Annotated in this window: 12 protein-coding genes and 1 pseudogene; all 13 read left to right on the forward strand. The window is 44.2% G+C overall.

All coding sequences use genetic code 11. From position 1 onward, the window contains the following. The first annotated feature begins 16 nt into the window (after positions 1-16). Positions 17-3,916: an S-layer homology domain-containing protein gene (locus ACE04G_RS06905; RefSeq protein WP_449004018.1), complete on the forward strand. Its 3,900-nt coding sequence runs from the start codon at positions 17-19 to the stop codon at positions 3,914-3,916. 206 nt (positions 3,917-4,122) lie between these two features. Continuing rightward, positions 4,123-4,464 carry a hypothetical protein gene (locus ACE04G_RS06910; RefSeq protein ID WP_036612519.1) on the forward strand — a complete coding sequence of 114 codons (342 nt, stop codon included), beginning with the start codon at positions 4,123-4,125 and terminating at the stop codon, positions 4,462-4,464. A gap of 518 nt (positions 4,465-4,982) precedes the next feature. Further along, the gene (locus ACE04G_RS06915) at positions 4,983-7,973 is read left to right on the forward strand and encodes an S-layer homology domain-containing protein (RefSeq protein ID WP_449004017.1); all 2,991 of its coding nucleotides are present in this window, start codon (positions 4,983-4,985) and stop codon (positions 7,971-7,973) included. A 341-nt stretch (positions 7,974-8,314) separates the two neighbouring features. Then, on the forward strand, positions 8,315-10,927 hold the full coding sequence (locus tag ACE04G_RS06920; protein ID WP_449004016.1) for a hypothetical protein: 2,613 nt from the start codon (positions 8,315-8,317) through the stop codon (positions 10,925-10,927). Positions 10,928-11,062: 135 nt separating this feature from the next. Further along, on the forward strand, positions 11,063-11,629 hold the full coding sequence (locus tag ACE04G_RS06925; protein WP_221821810.1) for a hypothetical protein: 567 nt from the start codon (positions 11,063-11,065) through the stop codon (positions 11,627-11,629). Positions 11,630-11,777: 148 nt separating this feature from the next. Continuing rightward, positions 11,778-12,050, forward strand: coding sequence for an alpha/beta-type small acid-soluble spore protein (locus ACE04G_RS06930; protein ID WP_017691962.1), 273 nt, complete (start codon positions 11,778-11,780; stop codon positions 12,048-12,050). A gap of 255 nt (positions 12,051-12,305) precedes the next feature. Further along, positions 12,306-13,508 carry a methionine adenosyltransferase gene (gene metK / locus ACE04G_RS06935; protein ID WP_221821809.1) on the forward strand — a complete coding sequence of 401 codons (1,203 nt, stop codon included), beginning with the start codon at positions 12,306-12,308 and terminating at the stop codon, positions 13,506-13,508. A 208-nt stretch (positions 13,509-13,716) separates the two neighbouring features. Beyond that, positions 13,717-17,538 carry an S-layer homology domain-containing protein gene (locus tag ACE04G_RS06940; protein WP_221821808.1) on the forward strand — a complete coding sequence of 1,274 codons (3,822 nt, stop codon included), beginning with the start codon at positions 13,717-13,719 and terminating at the stop codon, positions 17,536-17,538. A gap of 463 nt (positions 17,539-18,001) precedes the next feature. After that, a complete protein-coding gene (locus ACE04G_RS06945; RefSeq protein ID WP_221821852.1) occupies positions 18,002-20,725 on the forward strand; it encodes a stalk domain-containing protein in 2,724 nt (907 codons plus the stop codon). A 47-nt stretch (positions 20,726-20,772) separates the two neighbouring features. Then, positions 20,773-21,933 carry a sensor histidine kinase gene (locus tag ACE04G_RS06950; protein WP_074092506.1) on the forward strand — a complete coding sequence of 387 codons (1,161 nt, stop codon included), beginning with the start codon at positions 20,773-20,775 and terminating at the stop codon, positions 21,931-21,933. A gap of 7 nt (positions 21,934-21,940) precedes the next feature. Continuing rightward, positions 21,941-22,663: a response regulator transcription factor gene (locus ACE04G_RS06955; protein WP_026081439.1), complete on the forward strand. Its 723-nt coding sequence runs from the start codon at positions 21,941-21,943 to the stop codon at positions 22,661-22,663. Positions 22,664-23,020: 357 nt separating this feature from the next. Further along, positions 23,021-23,398, forward strand: coding sequence for a hypothetical protein (locus ACE04G_RS06960; protein ID WP_036612497.1), 378 nt, complete (start codon positions 23,021-23,023; stop codon positions 23,396-23,398). Between the two features lie 455 nt (positions 23,399-23,853). Beyond that, a pseudogene (locus ACE04G_RS06965) lies at positions 23,854-24,282 on the forward strand (hypothetical protein); the annotation flags it as partial.

Genomic DNA, 24,282 nt, shown 5'->3' on the forward strand with positions numbered 1-24,282 from the left:
GAGGAGAGATGATTGAATGCAACGTACGAAGAAGCCGTTAATCTGGCTGATGATGGTGGCGCTGGTTGTATCTCTAATACCAGCTGGCCTTGCACCAGTCGCATCGGCGGCGGGACAGACAAGTTACTTTACTCCTGATAATACAGCCAACGTTCCATTGAAAAGTACAGTAGGACTCAAAATGACTGGAACAGGCTCTGATGTTCTTTCTCGTTCGACTGCTTTTGTGGTAACTAGCGCGGAGCAAGCTGTAACAGGCACGTTTACGAATGTTACTGGCTCTACGTTAGGTGCCAACGTACAGCTATTGAATTTAAAAGATGGAACATGGGTTCCAGACAGTTCAAGATTAGCACCAGCTGTTGTCACAGTTGATCCTAATCGCCCGGATAATCGCTTTAACGCAACACTTACTTTGTTCCCTGGAATGAACAAAGTAACGTTTACCGGTTCCCAAGGTCCAAGTGAGCGTTCCGAAAGTTTTTATATTTTGTATGACTCTATACCTTACATTGAGAAACTGCAGGTTTTGGGTGGAGCGGATAATCTCGATCTAAATGAAGGATCGCAGGTTGTTGTGGATACAGGTGATGTGACGATTCAAGGTGTAGCTCACAACTCCTCCAAAGTAACAGTAACACTGAATAATGGTGAGGCTTTACCAACATCTTTATCGACACAAGATGGTACATTCTTCTCACCTATGCTTCGATTAAAATCAGGTAAGAATGATCTGGTTGTAACGATTGAAAGCGGCGTAGACAAAAATAAATTCACGTATTCTCTGCTCTACTATGATGAAGAAAATCCGTTCTCTCAACTCGATCTGAAAGAGGGCTCAGATGGGCTGTCTCAGAGTATGTTAACTGATCGGCCTACGTATGGGGGGGATCCTGCACAAGCCCGTGTAATGGTTGAATTGCTTTTGCCGGATGATAAAACCACTGCTGTTCCTGAAATCTCTGTGGATGGTGTGTTGACTAATATTGTTCCCAAGATTGAACCCATTCCTAGTGTGGGGATCAACACGCCTTCATATTCTCTGTTTTCATTCGAAATTCCATCTTTGAAGTTTACAGAATCAGCAACTGGCACACCTCCAGTCACTTCGATTGATTCTTTACAGAATCATTCGTTGACTGTCAAATATGGAAAAAACACAGCCAGTGCAAACATGAATTTTCAATATCTAGAGAACGAAACGGTAATTACGGATTTAAGATACCTTAAAGACTACAGCGGTTCTGGTGATGCACCAGAAGGGGTACCACTTTCGGGTTCTAGTGTCACTTCTGCAGATTTCTATATCCTTGTAGAGACTAGCAGAAATCCTAATGGAAGCCTGTTGACAGCGGAATATCTTCCAAGGAGCACAAGCCCAATTGAACTGTCAACAACGCCTATACAGGTATCTCCAACGAAATATATTTATCAAATTAAAGGTTTCAAAAACGGAAATCAAACGGTTCAGTTTAAATTTACTGGATCAAAATCAAGCAAAAACGCAACGATTTCGTTTGCGTCCAAAAACTATATTTTTGTGAGCAACCTGACGGATGGCCAAACATATGATATGAATTCCAAAAAAACAGATAAATTGTTGCTTGAAGGTAAGTACGTTGATTTTGCCACATTAGATAGCAAATACTTTGTAGCAGAGATTTTTGCGAACGGAGTTAAAGTGTATTCAACACATCCTGCAGCGAACACAAAGCAAAAACAATTGACTTTGGGTGCTGATGGAAGTTTCGAGGATGTTGAGATTGATATCGATGGGGACACAGGACCATTATTCTTTGGGGAAAACCGTATTGTATTAACGGGAACAGGAACTGGAGATAAAGGCCAACTGAATGAAGTAACTAAAGAATTGCGTATTTACATCAATGATAACAATGTATCTACAATCAATAATTTTCAACCTGCACCAAGTAAAAATCGCTCGACATTCCTTGATCCATATAATCCGGATGACCAATGGGTGAAAAACCTGTTTAACCTTTCCACGGATTTCACATTTGCGGACAAGAAATATACGACCAGCCTGAAAAACTTTGACTTGGCTATCCGTGGTGCAGGGGCGACTCGAATGAGCTTGAGTATGGGTACTCAAACGATTTTTGACTTGAACATACCAGATGGATCGGCAACTAATACAACTTGGCAAGATCCAATAATCTCTCCTGAGTATGCACTGAACAATGGTAATGTTATTGTGGATCGTTCCGGAAGTCAGAAGGACTTTGTGGTGCGGTTAAGAGACTTAAAAGCGGAGACACCAGGAACATATATCTACACACTGGATTTGTATAACAAAACAGGTGCAAAAACGAGCCAAAAGGTAGAAGTGGTCAGAGAAGCAGCGGGTTATCGCATCTTGGCTCCACGTCCTACTTCAGGCAGCCAAATTGTTGTAAGCAAAAACTTTGTTCATTTTGATATTGAGGCTGAAGGAGCTACTTCCGTTGTTATTGACAAAGAAACGGCTAAAAAGCTTCAAGGCACAGAAACAGATCGTTTTGCTTTGGATTATGTGGGGCTCAAGGCTGACAAAGTGAATAAAATCAAGTTGACGATTGATCGAAATGGTGTCAAAACAAATGATACAGTGGAAGTGTACTATACAAGCAACACTGGTGTTGACTCTCAGTATATGGCGCCTAAGGTAGCCAACAAATATTCAGCATTCAATAAAAAGCTGGAACTGAGTTTCCCGAAAGGCACGGTAATGCAAAGCACGGACCTCAGCGGGATTGCTAAATTCTATCCAAACAACAAGCTGCTGTTTGGTATTGCTGACCCGAACACAGGAATTGTGGAGCGGAAGAACGACTATGGAAGCATCGTTGGTTTCAGAACAGAAGCAGAGGACCCGAATCCATTAAGCGTTCCCGATGACTATTATAGAAGGTTCTCCGCAATTGTAGGGGACTCTGTAAACTTTAGTCCAGTTTCCGAAATTTACTGGGTAAGCGGCGGCCTTGGGGAGTCCGGTACAAGAGGAGATAATAATTACAAAGAGCCAACGAATGGAATTGGCCCTTATACTGTAGATTTCTTATACGGTAATCCTTTGACGCCTGCAGAGCGAAAAATCAAGCCTTCACAACGGGGTACATTAACTCTTGCTTATGATCCAAATGTAGTAGATGATGCTGGTTCAACCATTTCCGTATTTTACTATTCTCCAAGCAGAGAGTGGAGACGGATTGGCGGCGAAGTGGATTCGAAGAAGCATACAGTGACCGTTCCTTTTGATGAGTTTGGTTATTATAAAGTAATGAAGCTGAGAAGAAGTTATAACGATATCACCAACCATGGGTGGGCAAGAAATATTCTAAATGCACTCTATGCTAAAGGGTTCATGGCTCCATTGCGCTTTGAACAATTCGGTACAGATGACCGTACTTCGCGTGGAGAGTTTGCGACTCTTCTTGTGAAAGGTTTGAATTTACCAATTACGTCCGATAGCAGAAGAACATTCACGGATGTTGCACCAGGTACAAGTTCATTCACATGGGATTATGACAGTATCGAGACCGCAGCGAGAGCGGGTATCATTACTGGCCTGACAGATGGTGTGTTCGGACCGGATCGTCCGCTGACACGTGAACAGGCTGCAGTGATGATTGCTCGGGCACTAGAACTGAAAATGGTTGCTAATGATAGCAAGCTTCAAAGTGCACTTGCTAAGGCATTCATCGATTCCGGCAGCATGGAGAGTTATGCTGGACCAGCGGTACAAGCTGTGACGAAAGCCAAGATCATGGAGGGTTCTCCGGTTACAGTGGCTGGACAGAAGAAGCCGCAATATGCATTCAACCCGAAAGGTAATCTGACACGTGCAGAAGCGGGTAAAATTGCAGTTGAATTGCTTAAAAAGAGCACAAAAGTATTCCCTAAAACCTTGAGTTAATTCATTTGATACATCGATGCAATTTAGGAAGGACCTGTCCCTTACTCTAAAGGGGCAGGTCCTTTTCATGGCTGTCAATGAATTGACATAGAGTACTTCTATAATAGAAGAAACAGAATTTTTACCAATAACTATTTTTGTAATTTGCTAGAGTATAAGATACAATAACGGTAAATACACAATGATCTAGAGGGTGAAGTTAGCTAATGAAACCGATTTATTCAAAAGCCCAGCTGGGCTACATGAAGGCAAAGACACAGTTTGAGAAGCAGGCAGTCATTCTGGAGAAAAAGTTGGAAGATACACGTAAGACTCAGGAAATCTCTCAGGAAGTTATGGAAGGGCTTGTACAGTCCACTGGCTTCCATGATGCGTACAACAATCTGGTGCTGGCTGAGAATGAGTTGATTGAATGGTCTCATACAACGATGAAGCATGAGAAAACGTACCGTGAGAACAGACAACCAATTGACGATATGTATCTGAGATTGAACAGCGATCCAAATATGCGTGCCCAAATTATTGAACTCGCGATGAAGATTAAATAACTTATATTTCCAGAACTGCAGGAAAAGCATCCCAATAGGGGTGCTTTTTTATTTTATTTTTTGTGAATTTTGTCGCTTCATAGGTTGAAGTTGCGGGTATAAATAAACGTTGGTAGCACAGACAAACCAGAGATCACAATTCCAGATTCACTGCTGTATCAACGGTTTGAAAAGGTTTTGAATGGCTTCAATACCCGCACTGTACCTATACATAAAAAAAATCAAAACTTTTTTTGTGCAATCCGCAACTTTTTGAAATCTATTGCGTTTAAAGTGTAGAGTCGAAAACATTGGGCCTGTTACCAAGAATGACCTCGTGAAGAATCTTGTCTATTTTTTAGAAAAAATTGCTTTACGGCACGAGGGACCCATTGTATAATACGTAAGGTAGGATTAGGAAACTACTCTATTTACGTGTGATTCTGCTTTACAAACTAGTTTACAAGTTTCTGTGATATGCTCACAGACATCATTTATATTAACTTGCTCACAACTCTGGGAAGGGGGTGCAACAATATATGAGGAATACGAGCGACCCTATTAAAAAAGAAAATTCAAATGTTATGAACGCCCAAGGAGGAGAAAAAAAGGTTATGAAGAAAATTTTATCCGTAGCATTGTCTACAGCAATGGCATTCTCAATGTTTGCATCTGTAGCATTCGGTGACACAGCAGTTTCCGCACAACAACAGTTTGATGCATTGAAAGCAAAAGGTATCTTCAACGGTTATCCGGATGGTACAGCAGGTCTTGACAAAGACATGACTCGCGCTGAGTTTGCAAAAGTTATCACTAAATTGCTGGGTCTGAAAGAGATCACTGGAACTCTTTCTTACACTGACAAAAACTACACAGCTAAAAACTGGGCTGTACCTTACATCGAAGCAGTAACTGCTGCGGGTATCATGGAAGGTAAAAACGTTGAGAAGAAAATCTTCGACTTCAACGGTAAAGTGACTGTGTCCGAGATGGCTACAATCCTGACTCGTGCATTGGATCTTGAAATCCCAACTGAAACAAACAACACTGCTCCAGCTTGGGCTAAAGGTTATGTTCAAGCAGCAATCAACGCTGGTTTGGTTGATGCAAACACTAACTTCACAGCTAACGCTTCCCGCGAATTGTTGGTAGGTGCAGCTTTCGCAATCGATCAAGCTCAAAGCTTGAAAGTATCTTCTTACACAGTAACTGAAGCTGGTAAAGTTGTTGAGTTCAAAATCAGCGACGGCGAAACAGTAAAAGTAACTTTGGATAAAGCTCTCGAAGCTAACAAAGAAACTGAAGTGAAATTTACTTACAAAGATAAAGAGTTCACTGAAAAAGTTACTTATGTAACTACAGTAGCTCAAGCGGTATCTTCCGTATCTGCTACAAACTTGAAAGAAATTACAGTTAAGTTTGATGGTACTGTAGATCCAAACTCTGCTGAAAGCACTAATAACTATGTTGTTAGCGGATTGACTTTCAAAAGCGCTACATTGTCTGATGACAAAACTACTGTAACTTTGTTGGTATCTGAAGGTAATACTTCTTTGACTAACCAAAGATCCACTAGTCTTCAAATCAACAACGTTAAAAATGCTGATGCAACTAAAACATTCACACAAAAAGTAGAGTTTACTCCACTTGATGTTGCAGTTCCAGAAGTAAAAGAAGTTAAAGCTTTGGGAACAAAAGCTTTCAAAGTAGTATTCAGCGAGCCGGTTAAACCAGAATCTGTAAACGCTACTTCTTTCCGTGTAGATAACAATGTAATTGCAGCTTCTGTAAAATACGTTTATCCTAACACTGCAATTGTAACTACAGATCTGACTGCTGGTGAGCACACATTGCGTGTGAGCGGCGTACAGGACTACTCTGGTCTGTCCATCGTTCCAGTGGAAAGCAAATTCACAGCAACTGAAGATACAGCTGCTCCTAAAGTAGTTGGTGTTAAATCCAACGACTTGAAAGAAGTAACTGTTGAGTTCGACGAAACAGTGAAAAGCGTTGCAAGTGCATATGCTAACGCTACAGGCAACACTGCACAATCCATTGAAATCAACGACAACAAAGTTACATTGAAATTCAACAATCCGTTGAATGTATCGGAAAACACAGTTTACTTGACTGCAGTATCCGACTATAGCAACAACTCTGCTTCCGTTGACACTAAAGTAACTCCAACATTGGACACAGTTCGTCCAACAGTTGTAGATACTAAATTCAAAATGGAAAATGGTAACTACATTGCTGAAGTTCAATTCAGCAAATCACTGAAATTGGATTCCGCACAAAACCCAGAGAACTATGTTCTCAAAGATGCAGATGGTAAAGTTGTAACTGCTTCTGGATTGACTTCTAAAGGTCACCCAGTAATCACACCAGTTTATACTGATAACAATAAAACTGTTAAAGTTAACCTGGGAAGCAGCTTGAAATCTGATGCAACTTACACTCTGACTGTATCTGGTGTTATCGATACTGCTTACATCGGAAATGTATTGTTGCCTTACACTGCGACACTGAACGCTAACACAGCTCAAAACGGTAGTGTGACACGTGTATGGACTGATCTTACAGCAGCACAACTTGATGGTACAACGCAACCTAGATATGTGTACATTCAATTCAACAAAACATTAGCTACATCTGGTGATGGAAATGCTCTGGATGCAGCTAAATATATGGTGAATTTGAATAATACACCATATCAAATTGCTAAAGAAAACAATGATATTTCATTGATCTCTACAAACACAGTGCGCATTGCTGTAACAAGCGATAACATTCCTACGGTTTCTTGGAAAAATGCTAAAATTTCTGCAAGCTACATCAAAGATTCAGAAGGTAAATACTTCAACACTTCAAATTATTCCGTTGGAAACAGTGTGGATAATTCCCAAGTTGAAGCTGTTACCAATGATGTATATGCTACAAGCCGTAACGAAGTAAAAGTTAAGTTTAGCACAGCATTGTCCAACGTTAACTTGAGTGACTTCGATCTGAATGGCGTTCGTCCAACAAGCTACACGTTGGCTGATTCTAACAAAACTGTAGTTCTGAAGTTTGCTGACAACACAATCTCTAATGATGTTGCTGGTTATACTTTGAAAGCTACTAACCCTAGCACTCAAGATAGCTTCGGTAACAAACTTCAAGCGTTCACTGCAACCGTAAAAGATGGTATTGCTCCAACGGTAACTTTGAAAGATATCGTTAGAACTGGTAACACGGTTACAGTAACTGTATACGCTTCTGAAGCTCTTACTCAAGATGGCAACTATGGTGCGGCTTACATCCAAGGATTGTTCAGCATTGATGCGGGTAGCGGCGTGACTACAACAGTTACAGGTGCTTCTATCGGTACTGATGCAAGAACAATTACAGTTACTGCAACAGTAGCTGGTAATACAGATGGAAAAGTAGCAACTGTTAAATTCGACGGTGCTAAAAACAAAGCAGCAAAAGCTATTAACGACGCAAACGGCAATGCATTGGATGAGTTCTCATTCGGTAAAGAGCTGTAATTTATATCTTACTAAAACAGCCTTGCATCTTTATAGATGCAAGGCTGTTTTTTTTTCGCCTTGCAGGGGTAATAAATTGGCGGTTAGTCTGAAATAGTTTAACAGTAGGAAATCACCCGCTTGAGGTACTGATGATTGCGCTCAAATGGTGAATCACCGTATGCCGAATGCTACGTACGAGAGTTGAGAGGTAGGCTACTCAATTAATGAGAGTCCTCCCTCTCGATTATATTTAACTTAGAGAACTTTTAAATTGTTGATAGACAACAACATCGTAACTTTCTCTCCTTTCCAAACGTTTATACTATAAGAGCAACAAGCAACTTATGGGAGGTTTGGGAGTGAATCAAAAGAAAATGTTTGTGAGCTTGCTCGCGAGTGTCTTGTTGATCAGTTCAACGGCTGGCATTACCATGGCAGCGAGCACAACCAATAAAACGTCTGCCACCAATTCAAATAGCAGTACATCGAAGAAAACGACAACAATGCAGAAGGTTGTACATACACTCGGTAACCTATCGGCTGTTAAAGTGACAGCACGAAGTTCGGTAAGGTTAACAGATGTAAATATCTTGGCGCAGGACGATGGGAATGTGGTTACATATACATTGTCTTACAAGAACAATGACAGCACCCCAATGATGATGCTCGATTACTGGAGCAAAGTGAAAACCAAGGGTGGAACATCATTCTCGCCCAAACTGATCGCAAAAGATCAGGAAAAGAAAACAGTCTCGCCTGGATCAACAGTTGAGTTGACCTATGTCATGAAAGTGGGTCGCGAGGTGAAACTCAGTGATCTGAACTTCCTCATCGTGAAATGGGATTTCAGTCAGGCTAACTATGAACGTACGCTGGGTAAGTTTAACGTGCCCGCATCCTATAGTATTACTACACCTATAGGTAAACCAAAGACGGTTCGTCTAAGCGACTCTGCGGTGAAGGTGAAAGTATCTGGCATTAAAGTGTTTCCAGGTGAAGATAAGAATCAGTATGTGAAAATTGGCGTGAATTTAAACAATATTAGTTATAAATTGCTTGAAAATCCGAATATCAAATGGATCTTGCGTACACCAAGTGGTACCAATTATCCGTTAACTCCGGATAAAGACAGTACGAGTGTCAGTATCCAGGCTCAAGCTAATAAGGCCCTCAGTCTGATCGCATCTCTTCCTACGTCAGTGAAGCTGCAAAAGTCTGAGCTGTTGCTAGTAGAGGAACAGGGTGAAGAGAAAAGTGTTCTGCCTGTTGCTGCATTGCAATTGCCAGAGGCTAGTAAAACGAATGTAGAAGTCGCTGCCAATCAACCAAACATGATTTCAGTTGAAGGACAACGACTGTCCACATTGCTTGAATCCGCTAAAGTCCGAATCGATGATGGTGAGTATAGCCTTAATCTTCAAATGAAGCTCAAGAATGAAGGCAAGAAAGTCATTAAGGTGCCGATGTATACCTTTGAGGTACGGAGTACAGACGGAACAGTCTATCCAATCGAAACCAAAGCATTGGATACATTGAAGTTGAACCCAGGCGATATTAAGACAATTAAGCTCAGTACAACCCTTCAGGGTGATGGTAATACAAGCAAAATCAAGCTTTATGTAATGAGTCCGGTAGACAAAAATGAAAGCACAGAATCCACAACGTCTTCTCCTACGAATGGATTTGTCTTCTCCTATCCTGTAGGTGTCTATGGTATTCCTGAATCGGTATCCAGCGGAGATGGGTTGACGACCGAAACGGTCATTAAGAATAACAAAGGTACATTTGGTGTGTCTTTTGGATCGTTACAGCGGTTGCCGTGGCTTGATAGTGATATTATTGCCGCAAAAGTGACCATTCGTAATGCAGGTAACAAAACAGTTCAACTTCCTGAGCTTGAAGCGATGTTTATGATTGATTCTGCTGAGATTGAAGGAGACAAGAAGCTAATCTACACACAAAGTGGAAAGTTACTTGGAGCCGGCATGACAACAGAGGCTTACCTGTTAACCAAGATTCCTTCCGAATTGCGTATATCTCGTCTGGAACTAAGTTTGAACGAGAAAGTTAGTGAAGAAGAGACGAATGAGTGGATCACGTTAAATACGTCCGGATTAATTCCACCCTTATCTTATGTTGGAAGCGGCAAGACATACACTTCGGGTACTGCTGATAAAGAGACGGAAATGGGTGTGCGGAGAACGATTCGTTATCCGGGAACATCATCGGACATCGTATATACCGAATTCGAAATGACGAACAAATCATTGCGTCAAAGTGGTCTCGGTAAACTGGTAGGTTACTACAAAACATCGGATGGCCAGTATTACAGAGCAACTGCGAAACAAGCAGAGCGTCTGCCTGGGCCGGGTCAGAAGTCAATTGTTACGTTCTGGGCTAAGATTCCGAAGTCCGTTACCTTCTCAGACCTGCGCCTAATAGTGGGTGAAGGCATTGCAGACAGCAAGTTTGTAACCGGTGAAGGGGAAGCGACTGCTTATGTGAATGCTTTGGCATTCGAAGTACCGCCAACTTCCATTAGTGTTCAAGGCACGCTGACCAATATTAATCTCTATCCTTACTCCTGGACTGCCAACAGTGTAAGAGCATATCTGGCAGGCAGCTCGTCTGTACAGATCGAGATGAATTACAGCTTATCCCGTAATGAAGAGATTGAGATGGGTGAGAACGAGCACAAGTTAATCCTTACAATGACCGATCAAGCAGGTAAATCATATGAAAAAGAGCTGACCTTAGGAACCGATCTGAAAGTGGGAACCAACCAGACACTGAGCTGGAGCGTAGAAGACAGCTTCTTCGAGAAGTTGCGTGGTGGTTCTTATCGTTTGACAGTATATGATCAATTTCAAGGACAACGTATCCGTCTTGCAGAGCAAAGTTATGGATACGACATTTCTAAGCTTCCAAAAGAAGAACCGGAGTTCCCTACGTTCCCATCGGATGGGTTTTGAAATAGAACAGGCAGCACTATAATTATCCACAAAACCTCGTTTCCACCCCAACGGAAACGAGGTTTTGCTTGTCGCATCCCTATTTTTTCTCTATAGTTAAAGTTAATAGATTACCAGAGGAGGAAAATGATTCACATGAAACCTTATATGAAAGTATCCCTCGCCGCGCTTGCCATTGGTGTTGGCGTATGGGTTGGGTCGGTATACAGCAATACAGCCATCGGTGCAGGTACAAGCCAGCCAGGAACAGCAGACGATCCGGTTGTAACGAAGAGTTATGTAGACCAGCAGATTCAAAAAGCAATGGGTGGTGGCGTTAGCACGGGTTCTGGCAACTCATCCGGTAATAATTCCGGATCTACGGGAACCGGGAACTCAGGTAGTACAGGTGGAGACACTTCTCTTCCTCCACTGGTCTCGGGCGCTTCTGAAGCCGTTGAGATCGTAACCGTGAAGCCGGGGCAACAGCTGATCGGTAAGTCTGGCGCGGAGTTCATTGTACGTAGCGGCAAAGCTGTGATCGTCAGTGAAGGTACGAATGGTGTAGCTGATCTGACGGACGGGATTGACCTGACGAATGGACAGGCAGCACCGACCAATCACCTGCTCTCTTTTCCAAGGGACGGACGGGGGATCACGGTCTTGGAAGGAAACAAATACAGCTTAACCGTAATGGTACGTGGTGGATATACTCTGAAATAGGTTTTGTAGCTGTTAAAGGAATTATTCATTAGTCATGCATTTCATTTGCTCAGATTACCCAGTTCTAACAAACATTAATACGGCTAGCCAACCTTGTTCCTGCTCACTCTATAACTGTTGACAATCAATTAATGGAGGTGCAGGAATCATGGCTAGAAGCAATCGCAAGGTGGTACCCGAAAGTCGTCAAATGCTGGATCAAATGAAGTATGAGATTGCTGCAGAGTTTGGTCTCAATGTAGGTTATGGTGGCAGAGGTTTAGCTGGTGCGGATACAGAATTTGGATCTGAACTGGGTGAAGTGAGTGATCACTCTTATGGGCAATACAAAGGGTGGGGACATCTGACTTCCCGCGAGAATGGATCGGTTGGTGGAGAGATCACCAAAAGGCTAATTCGCCAGGCAGAACAGCACTTATAGGGCATTTTCCTTACCCCATTTCGTTTGACACGTCTTGACAAATACGTTAAGATGGCACTTGAGGTATGCAACCTTTTCCACTAGGGAAAGGTTGATTTTCGTTTGAGGCAATTACCTGAAAAATCCTTATCTTCGGTACTGCGGACCCTGCGTCCTTATTCCATTTTGGAAAGCTTCGAGGGTACAGTGAACGAATCGCTGTCATGTTTTGTTCGGGCAATCGCCATACTACTAGTTATGGGAGGTTGAAACTTCATGTCTGTTAAAGGCCGGCATCTATTTACATCGGAGTCTGTAACCGAAGGACATCCGGATAAAATCTGCGATCAGATCTCAGACGCCGTATTGGACGCGTTCCTGGCGAACGATCCTAATGCTCGCGTAGCTTGCGAAGTTTCCGTAGCCACAGGCTTAGTGCTTGTCATCGGTGAAATCAGTTCAGCTTCTGAATACGTGGACATTCCGTCCATCGTTCGTAATACAATTAAGGATATTGGCTACACACGTGCCAAGTTCGGTTTTGATTATAACACTTGTGCAGTTCTGACTTCTCTGAATGAGCAGTCCGCTGATATTGCCCAAGGCGTTAACGCAGCGCTTGAGAATCGTGACCCGGAACAAGTCGCTCGTGAAACAGAAAACATTGGTGCAGGTGACCAAGGTCTGATGTTCGGTTTTGCAACGAACGAAACACCAGAACTCATGCCTTTGCCAATCGCTTTGTCCCACCGTATCGCACGCCGTCTGGCGGAAGTGCGTAAGAACGGTACATTGGAATATCTTCGTCCGGATGGTAAAACTCAAGTAACGATTGAATACGACGGTGACAAGCCGGTACGTGTGGATACAATCGTTGTGTCTACTCAGCACGCTGAAGAGACTACACTTGAGCAGATCCAAAAAGACATCAAAGAACATGTAATCTTGCCTGTCGTTCCAGCTGAATTGCTGGATGAGCAGACTAAATATTTCATCAACCCAACAGGACGTTTCGTTATTGGCGGACCTCAGGGAGATGCGGGCCTTACTGGACGTAAGATCATCGTAGATACCTACGGCGGTTATGCACGTCACGGCGGTGGTGCGTTCTCTGGTAAAGATCCAACTAAAGTAGACCGCTCTGCAGCATATGCGGCTCGTTACGTAGCGAAAAACCTTGTAGCCGCAGGTCTTGCAGATAAAGTGGAAATCCAGCTCGCTTACGCGATTGGTGTAGCCAACCCGGTATCGATCAACGTGGATACATACGGAACTGGCAAAGTCAGCGAAGAGAAATTGGTTGAGCTTGTTCGCAACAACTTTGATCTTCGTCCGGCTGGCATCATTCGTATGCTGGATCTGCGTCGCCCAATCTACAAACAAACCGCTGCTTACGGTCACTTCGGCCGTACAGATCTGGATGTACCTTGGGAACAAGTGGACAAAGTAGAGCTTTTGAAAACTCAAGCAGGTCTGTAAGTTAGGTGCAATAGTAATGAAGCCCTTGATTCCGTTAAGGAATTAAGGGCTTTTTTGTGCTTCCATCGATTTCACTGCTTGTCATGGACAAAGGAAAAATTATGGAATATATCCCCAAATAACTAAATGAAATCCCTTCTCCAACCGAAATACATAATGAGGTCTGTACATCAGACAGGAGAAGAAATGCAGATAAGGGGGAAGATCAGTGGAATTGAAGAGAATTGCAAGAAAAGGCATGCTCGGAATCTTAATTGTTATGCTGACGGCTCAAGGTTGGCTTACGGGTTGGAGTGGAGTCGAGCAGGAAGCATATGCGGCCAATGAATTAAGTGCAAATGGAATAACGAATACTGTTCCTGCGGTGAACGGCAAAAACGTCGATGGATCATTGCCGTTACGTATTGAATTTGCGAGACCGGTTTCAAAAGTAATCGGTCCGGAAAGTAAGATATCCATTAAACGTGTCAACGATGATTCAGAGGTTGTTTCTGTAGACGTATCCAGTGAACTGGTAACGATTGAAAGCTTAGGGCCAATCACGAATCCTTCTGTACCTATGAACGATACCGAACCGTCTACAGGAGAAGATACAGCTTCACCACCACCTGAAGGGAAATTTGTAAGCATCCAACTCCCAGAAGGAAATATTCTTCCTGGTGGAACATATTACGTTCAAATTGATGCAAATGCATTTGCTTACATGGATGGTGAGAATCTTACTTTATTTCCAGGATTATTGAACAAAGCGTGGACGTTTAGTACTCAAAATATAGGCTTGCCGGCAGTTACAGGCAAGATACCCCAGAACGCAGCTGTTCAGGTGAAACCTTCGGATCATTTGACAGTGTCGTTTAGTCTACCGGTTGTTGCTGGAGCAGGCACACTTCAAATTTATCAAGGGAGCGGAACAGAAACTTTATTTGAAGCAATTCCAATCACGTCTAAAGGATCACCACGAATTACTGGTCTTGGCACTAAGACGATTACAATTGATCCTGTAAAAAATTTCAATAACAATAGTACATATTATATCGTGATACCTGAAGGTTTTTTACGAGATCAGCAGGGGAATGACATCCGTGGAATCAGCGGCATGGATTGGGGATTCAATGTGCAGTCGGACCCAACTTCCCTAACGGTGTCCACCTTGTCTCCTACCAATGGCACCACGAATGCGCCTTTGTCGGGCAACCTAACAGTGACGTTCAACAAGGAACTGGACCGTAGCTTCCCAGGTCAAGCCATTCTCAAGAAAGCGAATGGAGCAACGGTTGATTCGAGGACAACTTTTAGTTCGAACAACAGACAACTGATTATTACGCCAACAAGCACATTAGAGAATAATATGAACTATGTTGTCGATATTCCTGCCAATATGTTTCGTGATCAAGCAGGTAATACATTCGCAGGTTTGAATGGATCTACATCATGGGCTTTCAAAACCTTAAGCAGAGATACAACATTACCTGTAATTAAGAGTGCCAAGATGCATAGTAACAACACGATTCGTCTAACGTACGACAAGTGGCTTAGTAGCATCAGCCCACTGAGCAGCAGTTATACCGTTACCGTGAATGGAGAGAATCGAAACGTTAGTTCCAGTTATATCTCAGGTGACAGTGTATATGTTGTCTTGGATACGGGTGTAGCGGTAGGGCAAGTTGTGCGGATCGCATATGCACCCGGTACTACAGGTAATCGTCTTACAGATCAATCTTCCAATGCTGCGGCTGCTTTTGGCGCAAGAGATGTGGAGAACGGTTTAGATTCTGTCATGTCCAAGCCGCGAGAAGGTAACGTGTATTACAGTACAATGACGTTGTACTACCCTGAGACGGTATATATCACTTCAAGTGATGCAGCAAGACAATTCAGTGTAACTGCGGATCAGTCGGCTGTAGGCATCAATAGCATATCGATCAATGGCAGCTCTGTGGTGACGTTGAATCTTAGTCGATCCATTACGGATGGTGAAGTCGTTCAGGTTGCATACACGCCAGGTTCATGGCCTGTAAAAGATACACGTGGACAGGCCCTTGCTGGATTCAGCGGCTTCTATGTCCGCAATTCAATTGATACCAAACCACCTGAGTTTAAGAGTGCTGAGGTGAGTGGTAACAAGTTATGGATGCGTTACAATGAACCACTGAACACGACGAATAAACCGCTCAATAGCCAATATTCTGTTCTGGTCGATGGTAAGCCAGTCTTCGTTAATGATTCCGAGATCGAAAATGATCTGGTTACGTTAACGCTGGCTTCAGCGGTGAAGGATACACAAAATATATCGCTATCATATGTACCTGGAGCATTGCGATTAACGGATCTGAACAATAACCCAGCAGGATATCTCAATCTGACTCCAGTAACGTACACATATGGAAATGGCAAAATTCTTTCGGCTACGCTTCAGGGAGACACGGTTCAGATTAATTTTCGTGATTCAATCCAGTCCCAGGCTGCACTAACAGCATCTCAGTTCAGTGTAGTGATTGGTAATTCAACCACAACTGTATTGTCTGCTTCAGCTTCTGGCTCTGTGGTGACGTTGAAAGTGGATACTTCAGCAGTAACATCGACAGCTACTCAGACGGGAACGGTGAGTTATGTACCTGGGGCTTTGCCGTTGCGGGATGCGTCGAATGTCACGATAACAGCATTTGGCCCACTTACGTTACAACAGACGAATAATAGTTCGAACAATAATCAGTCGGGAAACCGTCCTTCCTGGTTGGCAGAATTGGATGCATCGAGCTATGGTCAGTCTTTACTTGTGATGAATAACACTACGGCTTCTGCTGTATCTGCGATGTCCCACTATAATCGCCCGACTCGTCAATTCAACGTGGATGCAACCAAGTTGATTCAGTCCTTTGAATACGCTGGAGCAAACGGGAAATTGACTCAGCCGGTGGTATTTGAGATTCCGGACAGTGAATCGGCTGCGTATGTTGGATTCCCATTAAATGCACTGACTCAGATTGCTGCAAGTTATCGCACTGGCACTATTGGTGTGAAATATGGCGATCTTCTCTGGACGGTGCCACTGTCTAATTTAGATATGGCGGCTATGAGTCGGAGTGTAGGAACATCAAACACAAGTACTACGACAGGAGCAGCGGTCCCATCCTTATACGTTCAGTTAGAGACGGTACCTGTGTCTTCATCGGGAACGATGGAAGGCTTGATTGCAGGTGCAGGAGCGCAGAAGCTTGGCAACTATACGGACGTATATTTGTATACCGGTAATGGAACAAACGATCAACGTGTAGATCAGAATGTCAAAAGCCAACTGGCCATGCAATTGGCTGCCAATACCCCAAGTGTAACATCCGGATTTACGTATATCGATCCAGTTACATTTAGGTTATCCAATGTACCTAGTTCCTTTAAAAATACGACAGGTGGTGTAGTTGTTCAAGGACAGCTGAATGGCAATCAGTCGGTAGTCCCTGTTAACAACATCGTTAGTTATCCGGATACGGCGTCACACTGGGCTAGTGAGGTCATTAAGGAGCTCTCTGCCAAATGGATAATTAACACACCAGGTGGTTCCTTCTACCGACCGAATGAGAACATTACACGTGCGGAATTTGCTGAATTGGTCGCTAGAGGTCTAGGACTGAATGGAGAACCTACTGCAGCAAGTCGTTTCCAGGATGTTCGTAGCGGTAGTGTAACAAGTGCCTATATCGGTGCTGCAGCTGAAGCGGGGATCATTACGGGGAATACCGATGGTACGTTTAAGCCGGATCGTCCCATTACGCGTGAGCAGATGGCACTTATGATGGTACGTGCGATGAACTACGGTGGGAAAACAGTCTCTCTTCAATCTTCGGCTGCTAGCACTCTATCCAAGTTCAAGGACAGCAACAAAATCCAGTCCAAGGATTCTGTTGCCAAAGCGGTGGAGGAGGGGATCATTCAAGGCATGACAGCGAGAACATTCGAACCCCAAGGGAACGCGACTCGCGCTCAGGCAGCAGTGATGTTGAAACGGGTACTGGACAAATTAGGATATCTATAAATTAATAGGAACACTTCAAGGAAGCTCATTTCTTGAGGTGTTCTTTTTATATAATTAGATAAAGGACTAAAGAGAGCTGAAGTTTTATAGAAAGGATGACTTTTTTTGAACATTACTAAGATACTCAAAAAAGTATTATATGAACGACTTCGAAAATTATCATTCGTTTATCAAGACTCTTCATCCAATCCTTGGGAAGGAAATATATGAATCATAAATGGACTTCTGTTGTGCTTACTCGTGCACAACAGAAGTCTATTTTTTGATTAGTTTAACTACATAGCAGAATCGTATGGAATTGATTAACCAATATATACCTCAATCTTGGCTGAGGGCGTAACTTTTTCCACAAAAAGCAGTCTATTAATAGAAGAGTATACTAGAGATCTCGCTATCGGCTGCCTACTTGGCAGTGTTCGTGATGTCTAAGATTGATATACAAGATGGGAGAGACGTTTCAGACATGCTGGGGAAACATGAGAAACAGCTGGAAGACGTTAAGGGCAGTAAGGTGAAGAAATGGGCGATTGTGACGCTGGCGGGTGTGATCTGGATTGCACCGGTGATGAGCGCAGGCGGGCAGATGTGGTCAGGCACTTCGTGGCAATCGGTGGCCGCTGCAGCATCTACGAATACAAGCAAGTTGAGTGAAGAAATTCTGACTTCGGGTGCGAAGCTCATGAAATACAGATATACAACAACACGTTCCGGTTCCAAGGTCAACGTACTGGCGGATGTAATCCAGGTGGATTTGCAGAACCCCTATGTGAAGCTGGATGTGATGACAGGCAAGGGCGGTAATCTAAACAGCAAACAGAGCACAGGTGCCATGGCTAAGGAAAATGGTGCAGTAGCCGCTGTGAATGGCGATTACTTCAATGTATCCGGAGAGCTCGCCCCTATTGGTGGACAGGTCTCCGATGGCGTACTGGTCTCCACACCTTCTGAGCTGTCGGGTATGTATGCCCTCACGGTGACCAAAGATGGAAAACCGATGATCGATGAGTATTCCTTTGACGGAACAGTGAAGGCGCAGGATGGTTCAACCTTCGCTTTGCGTGGGATAAATAAAGAGGATTATACGGTAGAGTCGGGTGCGGTGAAGTATAGTCATGCCAACTCGATGTATATTTATACACCGGCATGGACCTCCTCCAAACGTCCAAATGATCCTTCCACAACTCCAACAGAGGTTCTCGTGCAGAACGGAGTAATCACCCAAATCTCGGATAAAAAAGCGCTAAACATGACGGTGCCGAAGGATGGGTACATTTTGCGTGCGCATGGAACAGCGGCGACATGGATCATGAGCCATCTATCCGTTGGCCAAACCTTGGATGCGGATTACAAACTGAAAGCTAAAACAACTGGGCAATCGGTCGATCCCAGTAACCTGGAGATGATGATTGGCGGTCACACCATTTTGGTAAACGGTGGCAAGGCAGCTTCCTTTTCCCGTGATATCGCATCTTCCGGCATTGGTGGCATTCGTGCAAGAACGGCAGTAGGGTACTCCCAGGATGGTCGGTATGTCTACATCATCGCAGCGGAGAAAAACAGTAACAGCAGCGGGATGTCGCTGACGGAACTGCAATCCTTTATGACCAGTGTGGGTGTCTGGAAAGGCATGAACCTGGATGGAGGCGGCTCCACAACAATGGTAACACGTCCGTTGGGTGAGCAAACCGCTGGTCTGACGTTCAACACAGAGTATGGCACCGAGCAACGTCAGGTTGTAAACACACTAGGTGTGTTCTCTACGGCTCCTGTAGGTAAACTGAAGGGCTTTGCCGTGAGTGGCAGTCAAACGTTGCTGGTGGGGCAAGAGGGCAAGTACACAGCCAAAGGATATGACACCTACTACAACCCGATTGCAACAGGCGATATCAGCATGTCCTGGAAGTCCAGCAACAACAGCATCGTGAGTGTCAGCAACGGCACGATCAAAGGCGTGAAGCCAGGTACAGCAACGCTGACGGCAACGAGCAATGGAGCTTCATCTTCTATTAAAGTATCGGTATTGGGTGGAAGTGAATTGGCTTCCCTGACAGCAGGATCGGGTCTCGGTTCGCTCAATGCAGGCACAACGATGTCCATTCCTGTAACGGCAACAACGAAGAGTGGACAAAGTGTTACGGTTCCGGCAGACTCGCTGACATGGGAATTTATCGGGTTCAAAGGTAAAGTGACTGCTGACCAATTAACGGTATCTTCAGTCAATTCTGGTGCACAAGTGGGATATGCCATTGGTCGCTATGATGGTTACAGCACAGTCGTAGTACTCTCGGCATCTGCCAGCGAAACGATCTGGGAGAACTTCGAGAATGTGAATTATCCGATCAACTTCACGACGAATGCAGCGGGTGTAACTGGTACGGCAACCGTTACAGTAGGAACAGATGAGAAAGCCGGCTCCAATGTACTGCAACTCGGTTATGATATGACTGCTGGAACAGGCAAAATGTACGCTTATGCACAACTGAATGGCTCTACCGGTAGAGAGGTATCTGCTGCAGCTACATCGATGTCAATGGATGTTATGGGAGATAAAAGTCTGAACTGGCTACGTGCCGAATTCACAGATGCCAATGGCAAAACGGTATATGCCGATCTCGCCAAGGCAATTGACTGGAACGGGTGGAAGAAGCTGAGCGTGGACCTAAACGGACTGAACATCGCCTATCCGGCGAAGCTGAAGCGGGTCTATGTAGTGAACGTGGAAGAAGGTCAGGATGAGCGTGCGAAATCAGGCACGGTTGCTTTTGACAATATCGCATTCACGATGCCTTCCAAGTCCAGTGAAGTAGGATTGCCTACGGGTACAGCTTCGCTTGTGCTTGGACAGAAATCGATGACGGTGAACGGAACGAAAAAAGCGATTGATGCAGCACCAGTCCTGAAAAATGGTACAACGTATGTGCCAATCAAACATGTTTTGGACGCTTTTGGTGGTCAGGCAAGCTGGGATAGCAAAAATCAGCGAATCACGGTATTACGTGGTGGCAAGCTGATTGATCTGGTTGTAGGGCAGAAAGAATTCATTCTGAATGGTAAAAGACAGAGCGCAACTGTTGCACCATACGTAACGGGTGGCAGGACTTTAGTCCCACTTAGACTCGTTTCCGAGCAACTTGGTCTGACTGTAAAATGGGAACAGAAAACGAAGACCGTTACCATCTCATCGTGATATGGTATGATATATACCGGAAACGATAGAAATGGAGTCGAACAAACGTGGATTTACAAGCCGATGCCATAGACCGCGTCATTAAAAACGCCATACAAGTCATGGAAAACAGCAAATATCAAATGTTCGAAATTATGGACGCAACTCGCGATGAGCTGAAAACACTCAACGAGGAGTTAAAGTCGGTGCTGAAGGAAACGGCGGAAACGATCGAGAAAGTAGATCAATTGGAGCTGAACTACCGCCGTTCCCGGATCCGGCTGACTGAGGTTAGCCGCGACTTTGTCCGTTATTCCGAGCATGATATCAAGCAGGCGTATGAGAAAGCAACACAGCTGCAGCTGGATCTGATGATTTATCGTGAGAAGGAAATGTATCTGAAGGCCCGTCGGGATGATCTGCAGAAGCGTGCCAAAAATGTGGAAGCTTCTGTGGAGCGTGCCGAGACCATCGGTTCGCAGATGGGTGTTGTACTCGAATACCTGTCAGGTGAACTGGGTCAAGTGACCCGGATCATCGAATCTGCCAAAAATCGACAAATGATTGGTTTGAAAATAATTTTGGCCCAGGAAGAAGAGCGGAAACGTATTGCTCGTGAAATTCATGACGGGCCTGCCCAGATGCTCGCCAATCTAGTGCTTAGGACGGAAATTGTAGAAAGAATGCTCATTAAGCAGGATTTTAAGATGGTCCAGGCCGAAATAGTAGATTTGAAAGGCCAGGTTCGTTCCAGTCTTGAAGAAATGAGAAAAGTTATTTTCAATCTGCGTCCTATGGCACTGGATGATCTGGGACTGATTCCAACGCTTCGGAAGTACGTGCAGGATTTTGAGGTAAAAACGAAAATCCGGTCGCTTTTTGAAACAAGAGGTAAAGAACACCGTTTATCTTCCGCGATGGAGGCTGCGATCTACCGCCTCGTACAGGAAGGTCTGTCGAATGCTGCAAAGCATGCTTATCCCACATATGTTGTGGTGGAGATTACATACCAGGCTCAGCTCGTCAAAATTGTCGTTCAGGACAATGGGCTTGGGTTCAAACCGGAGCTTCTTGCCAAGAAAAGCAAGGATCATACCCACTTCGGTCTGATTGGGATGAGAGAACGGGTTGAACTGTTAGAAGGAAGAATAGAGATTGAATCCGGAGAAAATCAAGGAACCAAAATAGTGATTCATATCCCGACAAACGTGGATAAGGGAAAGGAGTAGCAGGATGATGGAAAACCGTGATACTGGTAAAGCATCGATTAAAGTTCTTTTGGCTGATGATCATCAGCTGTTCCGTGAGGGACTGAAACGCATTTTAAATATGGAGGACGACATTGAGGTCATCGGCGAATGCGGCGATGGTATACAAGTGCTCGAATTCTGCAATCAGGATAAACCTGATATCGTATTGATGGATATTAACATGCCGATCGAAAATGGGGTTGAGGCAACGGAGAAATTGCGTGAGCTGTTCCCTGATGTCAAAGTGATTATCTTGTCCATTCATGATGATGAAAGTTATGTATTTGAGACGCTTCGTAAAGGGGCTAACGGGTACTTGCTGAAGGATATGGAGGCCGAGTCTCTGATCAATGCGATTCGTTCCGTGCATGAAGGACATGCGTTTATTCATCCGAAAGTAACCGGCAAACTGATCATGCAGCTGCGTCGTATGACGTATCTTAATGAAACAGGGGCAATGAGTGAAGGAGCTTCGAAGGAAGCAGGCGTTAAATTTGTCGCTGGCGACAATAACCCGCTCACACGTCGTGAGGCTGAAGTACTTCGCTTGATGGCAGAAGGTAAGAGCAATAAAATGATTGGTGAATTCCTGTTCATCAGTGAAAAAACAGTAAAAAACCATGTCAGCAGTATTCTGCAGAAGATGGAAGTGGATGACCGTACACAAGCCGTTATCAATTCGATTAAATATGGTTGGGTTACGCTCTAATACCTTATGTTTTTCGTAAAGCGGTATTCTTACGGTAAGTCAGTCCATTGGTTGATTCAACCTAGACGAAGTATAGATTGGTGTTCACTCGCGCCCTTTCCAGAATGTTGGATTGGTCTGCGGGTTAATGGACTTTATCACTGCAAATGAGCAAAGTGTAAGGTTGTGCGGAACATATGTTCAAGCTTAGGCGTGAATGAATGACCTGGCCTGTCTTTCTTCGTCCGGTGTCGATCAGAGTGGAATATGAGCGATAGGAAATGCAAGTGTAACCCTTCAGGAAGTACAGCATATACTTGTTGTATACAGGGATGTTCGCCATGGGTGAGCATGACCTTCCGAGGAGGTGCAGTTGCCATGGTTGCTCATCTGACTATGATTCTGCTCATATACTTCCTGGCGGCAATGGCCGTTCATGCCATGCACCAGCGCCATCTTTCCCGTCCGGAATCTGAAGGTTTCGAGCAGATCCTGCTCATCCCTTCCAATCAGGCAGGGCGGATCGAAGGCATTGTAAGAGAACTTTGCCGGGAATTGTTATATCGTGGTAAGAGCTTCAGATTAACCGTTGTTGCTGATCGTACAGAAGCGGAAACGATTACGATTATTGAAAAGCTTATGCAAAGGCAAGGCATGGAGACATCTTATCTGCCTGCTGTCCCTGCTGATATTGAACGGGTAGCACAGACCGATCACACGTTTCGCCTGATTGATTTGCGTGAGTCAGAGCAATAAATCAGCATGTGAACGGGAAATGGGATTATCATTTCGCAGATCTACAGTGAAAAGATTACAGCAGAAGCTGTAGTCTTTTTTTGTAATTGTAGCCAAGTCTGCTTTTAAATTAAAAATGGGTTTTTATGCAATCTATGGTTATTGTCTGGGTATGAGGAGTTCTTGAACACTAAAATAAACTTTTCGAAGTCAGAACTCTTAATTTAAAAGTATAGACGATTCAGATTGGAAAAAGTTTCGCAATTTTAAAGAAAGATTCTGGTTATTAGCAGAATTGTATGATGGACTCATGTTGTGTAACTAATGTTGTGATGTAAAGGTTCAATTGGTATAGTGATAAGTAGATTAATCATACGAAGATGGAATATGGACATGAAGCACATGCTCCGGCGAACTGCCGGGTTGGCATGTGCTTTTTTGCGTTCAGGAGACAGTACCATGGGGGAGGAGAGTAAATGAAAGTTGCCTTATATGTATGCCGTGTAGAGGAAGGGTGGAGTATGATCTTGTCCCTCAATGTTCGAGTGGATGTGGCTTGGTGGCTAGAGGGAGGAAGTGGGCGACATGTGCTGCGCTGGCTGCTGTTAGATCCGGCGTTGCCGTTGAGTCAGGCATCCTGGTTGGTTGAACATTTTGAGATGGAGCGGCGCATGGATCAGTGGGGTGAGCGCGAATGGCAAAGCTATCTTTCGAGGAAGCTGGATGTGTATGAATTGGCCTCGGGGGAAGCAGAGGCCAGAAAAGGTATAGCGGGCAAAGCGGGAAGTGCCGCTGTGCGTGGCAATCGGGTAGACGGGATGCCCGAGCCGTATCCCGCCGGGCAGTGGGCTCAGCTGGAGCGGGACGCGGCCCTGCTGGCTGAGCGGATCAGCGGCCGCCAATTA

Source organism: Paenibacillus sp. AGC31, from assembly GCF_057334655.1.

Excerpts from the sequence above, each read along its gene's own strand:
- ACE04G_RS06930 (WP_017691962.1), top strand. The coding sequence starts at position 11,778 with ATGGCTAGAAGCAATCGCAAGGTGGTACCCGAAAGTCGTCAAATGCTG.
- ACE04G_RS06955 (WP_026081439.1), top strand. The coding sequence starts at position 21,941 with ATGGAAAACCGTGATACTGGTAAAGCATCGATTAAAGTTCTTTTGGCT.
- metK (WP_221821809.1), top strand. The coding sequence starts at position 12,306 with ATGTCTGTTAAAGGCCGGCATCTATTTACATCGGAGTCTGTAACCGAA.
- ACE04G_RS06945 (WP_221821852.1), top strand. The coding sequence starts at position 18,002 with ATGCTGGGGAAACATGAGAAACAGCTGGAAGACGTTAAGGGCAGTAAG.
- ACE04G_RS06915 (WP_449004017.1), top strand. The coding sequence starts at position 4,983 with ATGAGGAATACGAGCGACCCTATTAAAAAAGAAAATTCAAATGTTATG.
- ACE04G_RS06910 (WP_036612519.1), top strand. The coding sequence starts at position 4,123 with ATGAAACCGATTTATTCAAAAGCCCAGCTGGGCTACATGAAGGCAAAG.
- ACE04G_RS06905 (WP_449004018.1), top strand. The coding sequence starts at position 17 with ATGCAACGTACGAAGAAGCCGTTAATCTGGCTGATGATGGTGGCGCTG.
- ACE04G_RS06925 (WP_221821810.1), top strand. The coding sequence starts at position 11,063 with ATGAAACCTTATATGAAAGTATCCCTCGCCGCGCTTGCCATTGGTGTT.
- ACE04G_RS06960 (WP_036612497.1), top strand. The coding sequence starts at position 23,021 with ATGGTTGCTCATCTGACTATGATTCTGCTCATATACTTCCTGGCGGCA.